The following is a 2,767-nucleotide window of genomic DNA, read 5'->3' as shown; positions in this document are numbered from 1 at the left end:
TAGCATCGGCCGCAGCGCCGGCTTCCGGCGCATCGGACGCAGCAGCCGCACCGGCTGCCCCGACAGAACCGTTCTCTGTGGATTCATCGAAGATCAGCTCGGGCGACACCGCCTGGATGTTGACCTCCACCGCTCTCGTCCTGTTCATGACGATCCCGGGCCTCGCACTCTTTTACGCCGGCATGGTGCGCAAGAAGAACGTGCTCGCGACCGTGATGCAGTCGTTCGCAATCTGCTGCCTGGTCACGATCATCTGGACGGTCGTCGGCTACTCGCTGGCGTTCACGCCGGGTAACTCGTTCATCGGCGGATTCTCGCGCGTGTTCCTGCACGGCATGAACTACATCAAGGGCGACAAGGCCACGACGCTGACCGTCAGCCACCTGGCCCCGACGATCCCGGAATCGGTCTACTTCGTCTATCAGATGACGTTTGCGATCATCACCCCGGCGCTGATCGCCGGTGCGTTCGCTGACCGCATGAAGTTCTCCGCGATGCTCGTCTTCATGGGCTTGTGGTCGATCATCGTCTACTCGCCGATCGCGCACATGGTGTGGGAACCGACGGGCTGGCTCGCAACGGCCGGCATCCTGGACTTCGCAGGCGGCACGGTGGTTCACATCAACGCCGGTATTGCAGGTCTCGTGTGCTGTCTGGTGCTCGGAAAGCGTGTCGGTTATGGCCGCGAAGTCATGGCGCCGCACAACCTCGTGCTTTCGCTGATTGGTGCATCGATGCTGTGGGTCGGCTGGTTCGGCTTCAACGCGGGTTCCGCAGTGGCGGCTGACGGCCGTGCCGGCTTCGCAATGCTCACGACGCAAATCGCAACGGCTTTTGCTGCATTCGGCTGGATGTTTGCCGAGTGGCTGGCGAAGGGCAAGCCTTCGGTACTCGGCATCATCTCGGGCGCGGTTGCCGGCCTGGTGGCGATTACGCCGGCTTCGGGCTACGTTGGCGTGACCGGTGCGATCGTGATCGGTATTGCGGCGGGCGTGGTCTGCTTCTGGTCGGCTACGTGGCTCAAGACGAAACTCGGCTACGACGATTCGCTCGACGCGTTCGGCGTGCACGGCGTGGGCGGTATTCTCGGCGCATTGCTGACCGGTATCTTCGCGGTGAAGGACATCGGCGGCGCCGACGGCAGCATCTTGCTGCAAGCCAAGGGCGTTCTGACCACGCTGGTGTACAGCGGCGTGATGAGCTTCGTCCTGCTGAAAATCATCGACATGGTCATGGGCCTGCGTGTCACGGAAGAAGAAGAACGTGAAGGCCTGGACGTGACGCTGCATGGCGAGCACGTTGAATAAACAATGTTTCAGACCGGTTGCGGCAGGGGCGCGAGAGGCCCCAGCTTCAATCGGAGTATGTGGAAAGCAATAGCAGCATGGCTCCGAGATAAGCGCAGCGATTTTGCCCGCCCGTCCTACGGCGGGCATTTTTTTGTCCCGTTTTTGTGCAGGAAGACAGATTCGGATCAGGTGAAATGTTCGCGAAAGACGGCACGAACCGTGCGAATAGGCTTGGGAAAAGGGAGTTCATACCCAAATAGATGAGGCATTTGCTCTACAATCTTTCCTCTTAAGTCCGCGAGTCATCAATGGTTCCGCATCTCGTAACGGCGTTAAACGGCCCCCTGCTCGATCTCGAGCGGAAGATACTCGACGCGACGCCGTCCATTGAACGCTGGTTCCGGCTGGAGTGGCAAGAACACACGCCGCCGTTCTACTGCTCCGTGGACTTGCGCAACGCGGGTTTCAAGCTTGCCCCGGTCGACACCAACCTGTTCCCCGGCGGTTTCAACAACCTGCCGGTCGAAGTGTTGCCGCTTGCCGTGCAGGCCGCCATGGCATCGATCGAAAAGATCTGCCCTGATGCGAAAAACCTCCTGGTGATACCGGAGCGCCATACGCGCAACGCGTTTTACCTGGAGAACGTCGCGCGGCTCGCGACCATCATGCGTCAGGCCGGATTGAATATCCGCTTCGGCACGCTCGATGAAAATATTCATGGCCCGGTGACGATCGCGCTGGCGGATGGCCAGAAGATCGTTCTCGAGCCGCTCGAGCGCACGCCGCGCCGCCTCGGCCTGAAGAATTTCGACCCGTGCTCGATCCTGCTGAACAACGATCTGTCGGGCGGCATTCCGCCGGTGCTTGAAAACCTGCACGAACAATACTTGCTGCCGCCGCTGCATGCTGGCTGGGCGGTGCGCCGGAAATCCAATCACTTTTCCTGTTACGACGACGTCGCGAAGAAGTTTTCAAAGCTCGTCGAAATCGATCCGTGGATGATCAACCCGTATTTCGCGCACGTCGAAGGCGTGGATTACGAGGCGCGCACGGGCGAGCAGGAACTGGCGGATGCCATCGACGGCGTGTTGAAGAAGATCGCGAAGAAGTATCGCGAATACGGAATCAGCGAGAAGCCGTACGTGGTGATCAAGGCCGACGCCGGTACCTACGGCAAGGGCGTGATGACCGTGCACGACGCCAGCGAAGTCGCCGCGTTGACCAAGCGCGAGCGCGTCAAGATGAACGACGCGAAGGACGGCCTGGAAGTGCACGACGTGATCGTGCAGGAAGGCGTGCATACCTTCGAGCGCGTGGAAAACGCGGTCGCCGAGCCGGTGGTCTACATGATCGACCGGTATGTGGTCGGCGGGTTTTATCGTGTGCACGATTCGCGGGATCGCGACCAGAACCTGAACGCGCCCGGCATGCATTTCGTGCCGCTCGGCTTCGAGCACACCGCGCTGCCCGACGCCCAA

2 protein-coding genes are annotated in these 2,767 nt (G+C 60.6%); both read left to right on the top strand.

Annotated elements, in window-relative coordinates; all coding sequences use genetic code 11:
* A partial coding sequence (locus tag ACRXB1_RS34045) for an ammonium transporter (RefSeq protein WP_449494540.1) occupies positions 1 to 1,307 on the top strand: 1,307 nt, incomplete at its 5' end.
* Between the two features lie 290 nt (positions 1,308 to 1,597).
* Positions 1,598 to 2,767, top strand: a 1,170-nt coding sequence (gene gshA, locus ACRXB1_RS34040) for a glutamate--cysteine ligase (protein ID WP_449494539.1), incomplete at its 3' end; no start/stop codon positions are given.

It is taken from the genome of Caballeronia sp. M23-90, from assembly GCF_053574605.1.
This window is presented reverse-complemented; position numbering and strand designations above follow the sequence as displayed.